The sequence below is a fragment of the Chrysiogenia bacterium genome, assembly GCA_020434085.1.
Classification (GTDB): domain Bacteria; phylum JAGRBM01; class JAGRBM01; order JAGRBM01; family JAGRBM01; genus JAGRBM01.
This window is the reverse complement of sequence record JAGRBM010000262.1, coordinates 1-4,537: the sequence shown is the minus strand read 5'-3', so window position 1 is coordinate 4,537 and position 4,537 is coordinate 1. Positions and strand designations below refer to the sequence as shown.

General features: G+C 61.2%; 4 protein-coding genes. 3 read left to right on the top strand and 1 reads right to left on the bottom strand.

The features are described from left to right. Positions 1-53: 53 nt before the first annotated feature. The 3 genes from KDH09_08825 to KDH09_08815 all read left to right on the top strand — a co-directional run bounded on the left by KDH09_08825 (position 54) and on the right by KDH09_08815 (position 3,356). Entirely contained in the window at positions 54-944 is an 891-nt protein-coding gene (locus tag KDH09_08825; GenBank protein ID MCB0219782.1) for a hypothetical protein, read from the top strand. A gap of 492 nt (positions 945-1,436) precedes the next feature. Beyond that, on the top strand, positions 1,437-2,681 hold the full coding sequence (locus KDH09_08820) for an acyl-CoA dehydrogenase family protein (GenBank protein MCB0219781.1): 1,245 nt from the start codon (positions 1,437-1,439) through the stop codon (positions 2,679-2,681). Between the two features lie 138 nt (positions 2,682-2,819). Beyond that, the gene (locus KDH09_08815; protein MCB0219780.1) at positions 2,820-3,356 is read left to right on the top strand and encodes an SRPBCC domain-containing protein; all 537 of its coding nucleotides are present in this window, start codon (positions 2,820-2,822) and stop codon (positions 3,354-3,356) included. 11 nt (positions 3,357-3,367) lie between these two features. Here KDH09_08815 and KDH09_08810 read toward each other — a convergent pair. Continuing rightward, positions 3,368-4,537, bottom strand: a 1,170-nt coding sequence (locus KDH09_08810) for a bifunctional diguanylate cyclase/phosphodiesterase (GenBank protein ID MCB0219779.1), incomplete at its 5' end; no start/stop codon positions are given.

Here is a 4,537-nt window from a genome sequence, read left to right as displayed (position 1 = left end):
GTTGTTGGTTATTGTTTCCCATATCCAAATCAGGGGACGTGGGAGGATTTCCAATGCGAAACGGGTGGGTAGCTGTGTGCGTGGGGTTGCTGTTCATTGCAGGGTGCGGGGGCGGTGGTTCCTCTGCCGCTGCGCTTAACCCCTCGGCCTCGGTGCTGGGGGCATTTCGGGACTCGTGCTCCAGGCGCAACTGTGATGGTGATCTCGAATCCGGAGCCGGCGTCACGGCGGTGATGCTCGATGACGACCTGGCCGCGTTGATCGAGGCCTTCGGAATTCTCACCGTCAACAGCCCGATCCTCAACAGCCAGGCTTACGCCGATGTGGACGCCTATGTTAACCAGGTGGATGCCGACACCCCGTTCTCACCGGGCATGTACGATGATGTGGGGCCCCTCGGCGCCAACGTGCTGCTGCCCGACGGGTTCTGTAGTAGCGGGTCCGCCGACGTGCAGGTGACCCTTTATTACCAGCTCGTTGTCTGGCCCGCGGGCCCGGCCGCCATCGCGAACTCGAACATCGAAGTCGTGGGGACCCAGCTGGGAATCACCCTCGAGTTCGATCGCTGTAGCGTGACGGGCGAGATTCTCGGGGATGGGGGAAGTCCTGAAACAGTAACTCTCGACGGCACGCTGGTCTTCTCCATCGATGACGACTTCAACCCCTATTACGATTCGGTATATATGCTCGCTTCTTTGACGCTAAATCCCGCCCCCCTGGGCGTGGGCACGCTGGGCGGTGGAGTAAACACCATCTGGGGCGATGATACGCCGCTGGTGGTGCAGGCGTTGTGGAGCCCCTTGGCTGAGGAGGCAGACCTGATTTCCGGGGGCCTGTGTCTTGGCGACGATGAGACAACCGAGGAAATGTGTCTGGGTTCCTGGTACGACTTTGCCGATTTCCTCGACATCAACGATCCCTACGGTGCGACGATCGACGAGTAAGGGATGAATTCTCCTACGATCTCGATCTCTTTGGAGTGGTGGCGCTGCTTGGCTCGTTGAGTGGGCAGAGCCCTGGCGGTTTTCCGCCGCTGCTCTTTGATTACTACGAACAGATGCAGGCAGCATACGAGGGAATCGTGCTTGCACCGGGCGAGAAACCCGCATTTGGGCCACGAAACGGAAAGCTCATACTCGATGAAGCATGCGCACCTGGGACAGGCCGCCAGTGCGATGGCGGCGCGATTCTCTGCGGCAGCAACGCCAGATGCGCCTATTTCCAGAATTGAGCCCGTTTCCCGGCATTTGCGTCCCCCGGGATTCCCGTCAGTACGATTGACTCGTCAGTCAATTCATGGCAAATCCCAGTGCTGGACGGCGAGGCCGCGGCCCGATTGAGTGGGCGCGGCACGGGCCCGGCAGGGCCCGGCCGGGAATGCGCCCGCCGATCTCTGCCCTGATTCAAATGGGCCCATGAGAAAAGAGGACTCTGCGATGTTCGAACTCACTCCCCCCACCAAAATGGTACAGGACATGGTCCGCGACTGGTGTCAGAAGAACCTGATGCCCAAGATCCCCGCGCTCGAGGCCGGCGAGGAACTCCCCTACGACCTCATGCGCGACATGATGAAGAAGTTCGGCCTCGACATGATGGCCAAGGGTACGATCAAGAAGCGCGTGGAGAAGCTGCGCAAGAAAGAGGCCGGCGAAGACGTCGACGAAGGTGGCGGCGGCCTGGCCGAAATGGCCGGCGGCGAGGGCGGCGACCCCATGATGATGGCCGTCGTCATCAAGGAACTCTCGCGCGTCTCGCCGGGCTTCGCCATGAGCTGGGGCGTCTCCATGGGCCTTGCCGGTGGCGCGATCATCTCCAAGGGAACCGCCGACCAGGTTGAGAAATACGGCCTGCCGCTCGCCACGATGGAGAAGGTGGGGAGCTGGTGCCTGACCGAGCCGGGCGCGGGCTCCGACGCATTCGGTTCCATGAAGAGCGCCGCCAAGCCCGACGGCGACTACTACGTCCTCAACGGCTCCAAGACTTTTATCACCAACGGTTCGGCGGCCGACATCTTCGTCGTCTACGCCAAGATTGACCGCGGCGAGCCGCGCGCCGAGCAGCCGGTCAACACCTTCATCCTTGAAAAGGGGATGGAAGGCTTCACCCAGGGCAAGCCCTTCAAGAAGATGGGCATGAAGGACTCGCCCACCAGCGAGCTGTTCTTCGACAACGTGCGCGTGCCCAAGGAAAATCTTCTGGGCGGCAAGGAAAAGAGCGCCGAGGGTCGCAAGGACACCAAGGAATCGCTCGGTAACGAGCGCTCGGGCATCCCGGCGATGGCGCTCGGGATCATTGAAGAGTGCTACGAGCGCTGCGTGAAGTATGTGCAGGAGCGCCAGCAGTTCGGCCGCCCCATCGGCGATTTCCAGGCCGTTCAGCTTCACATCGCCGACATGTACATCAAGCTCAAGAACGTCGAGAACATCGTCTACCGCACCGCGTGGATGCAGAAGAAGGGGATCAACGACCCCAGCTTCGTCAACGCCAGCAAGGCCTACGCCTCGCAGATGGCAGGCGAAGTGGCCCTCAAGGCCATTCAGATCCACGGCGGTTATGGCTACATGGAAGAGTACCACGTCGAGAAGCTCGCCCGTGATGCGCGCCTGCTGGAACTTGGTGCCGGTACCACGGACATCAACCTGCTCACCGCGGCCCGCAACGAACTGGGCCTGCTCAAGTAAGCAGAGAGTCGTGATTTACCAAAGGCCGCGCCCGATGGGCGCGGCCTTTTTGTTTGAGCAGTGACATGGGAGAGGGTTGAATTCGTGCCCCGATTTTGGAAATATCTTCCTACCGAGAAATCGCAGGAGCCTGTCGCCATGCCGATGAAGATTGTTCTGGAACTCATTGCCGTCGTTTGTGTGTTGCTCGTCGCATCGGGCTGCATGAAAAAGCACATCTATACCGAGATCGATATCGAAGCCCCGCGCGAGCAGGTGTGGGCGATTCTGGTCGACAATGCCACCTATCCCGAGTGGAACCCCTACCACGTGCGCGTGGAGGGCAAGATGGAGGTGGGCGAAGAGCTGGTGGTGGAACTGCACAAGCCCAACGGCAACCAGCTCACGATCGAGCCCCACGTCATGCGCGTCGTGCCGCTCGAAGAACTCACCTGGGGTGGCGGTTTGTGGGGCGTCTTCAACGGCGAGCATGTCTTCCTGCTCAACGCGACCAGCACAGGCGGGACCAAACTCGTGCAGAAAGAAGATTTCTGGGGAATTGCGATCCCCTTTGCCGAGCTCGACACCATTGAAGAGGGTTACAACCTGATGAACGAGGCGCTCAAGAAACGCGCGGAGGCAATGGCGGCTGCTTCCGGCGTCGATGCTCCGGCCGAGCCCGTGGCTGCCGAATAGCGCTTGCCGTTTCAGACCGGCGCGCCGTAGTTGGTCGCAATCGTCTCGATCGGCACGGGGCGCGAGAACAGGTAGCCCTGGCCATTGTCGCAGCCGATCTCGCGCAGGGTGTCGGACTGGTGTTCTTCCTCCACGCCCTCGGCGACGACGTCCATGTCGAGCGAATGGGCCAAGTCCACGCTGGATTTTACGATGGCGGTATCGACCCGGTTGGGCAGGTCGCGAATGAACTCCTGGTCGATCTTCAGGCAGGAAACGGGCAGGTGCTTGAGATACTGAAGCGACGAATACCCCGTTCCGAAATCGTCGGCCGAAAAGCGCACGCCCTTGTCGGCCAGATGGTGGATCGTGTCGCGCGAAGTTGTCGTCGCGCTGATGAGGACGCTCTCGGTGAGCTCGATCTCCATCCTGTCGAGAGGGAAATCCAGTTCCTCGAGAATCCCCAGTAGGCGGCCGGCGAAGAAATGATCGCTGAGCTGGTAGGCGGAGACATTGACCGCCAGGCGCACGTGCGGCGGGTGGCGCAGGATCAGGTCACGGGTTTCCTTGCAGGCGGTGCGGAGCACCCACTCGCCGAGCTCGCCGATCAGGCCGCTCTTCTCCGCAACCCCGATGAATCCATCGGGTCCCAGCAATCCTTCTTCCGGGTGCTGCCAGCGCACCAGCGCCTCAAACCCTGAGGTTTTTCCCGTCTGCAGGTGAATCTGCGGCTGGTAGTGAACCAGCAGCTCGTTGCGCTGCATCGCAGCGGGCAGGGCGCGGGCCCGCAGCATCTGGCGCCGGACCTGCTCGTGAATTTCATCATCGTGGAAGCGGTAACGGTTGCGCCCGTCCCGCTTGGCGTGGTGCATGGCAAAGTGGGCGCGGCCCATGACCTCTTCCGCATCGAAGTCGGCCGATTCCACCGTGCAGATGCCGATGCTGACGGTGATGCGCACCTCGTTCTGTGCGACGTCGAATGGCAGGGAGAGCGCATCGCAGACGCGCTCGGCGAAAGCCCCGGCAGCCTCGCTGGAGGCTACATGGTCCTGGACGATGGCGAATTCATCGCCGCCAATCCGTGCCACCAGATCTCCATCGCTGCACAGGCATAGCAGGCGAAGCGCTGCCTGATTGAGCACCTCATCGCCGCAGGACTCGCCGTAGGTCTCATTGATTTGCTCGAATCGGTCGATGTCGAC

Coding starts and splice junctions, on each gene's coding strand:
- KDH09_08815 (MCB0219780.1), top strand. CDS start 2,820: ATGCCGATGAAGATTGTTCTGGAACTCATTGCCGTCGTTTGTGTGTTG.
- KDH09_08820 (MCB0219781.1), top strand. CDS start 1,437: ATGTTCGAACTCACTCCCCCCACCAAAATGGTACAGGACATGGTCCGC.
- KDH09_08825 (MCB0219782.1), top strand. CDS start 54: ATGCGAAACGGGTGGGTAGCTGTGTGCGTGGGGTTGCTGTTCATTGCA.